Annotated in this window: 1 protein-coding gene; it reads left to right on the top strand. The window is 77.9% G+C overall.

The features are described 5' to 3' along the window. Positions 1–17 precede the first annotated feature (17 nt). Positions 18–326: DUF222 domain-containing protein (locus E9565_RS22080; RefSeq protein ID WP_236836746.1), on the top strand; the 309-nt coding region annotated here is incomplete at its 3' end.

The raw sequence follows: 326 nt of genomic DNA, 5'->3' as shown, positions 1-326 counted from the left end.
GCATCGACGTGCGCAGGATGCGCGCCCTGGTCGACCTGCTGTCCACCGCCCGGCCCGAGGTGGTTGCCGAGGTCGAGCGCCGCGTCCTGCCCCACGCCGGGCGGCTGACCGTGCCCCAGCTGCGCGCCCGGGTGCGCCGCGCGCTGGCCCGGCTGGACGCCGACGCCCTGGACAAGCGCCGCGAGGAAGCGGCCACGCGGGCCGACGTCACCACCCGGCGCACCGGAGACGGGATGAGCCAGCTCGTCGCCGACCTGCCCGTGCACCTGGCCGCGGCCTGCGCCGACGCCATCGACCAGTACGCCCAGCTGCTGCGCGCCGACGGC

Origin of the sequence: Blastococcus sp. KM273129, from assembly GCF_021698995.1 — a bacterium.
In the GTDB taxonomy this organism is placed as follows: domain Bacteria; phylum Actinomycetota; class Actinomycetes; order Mycobacteriales; family Geodermatophilaceae; genus Blastococcus.
Note: the sequence above shows the minus strand (reverse complement) of the source record. Positions and strands in the feature narration are given on the sequence as shown.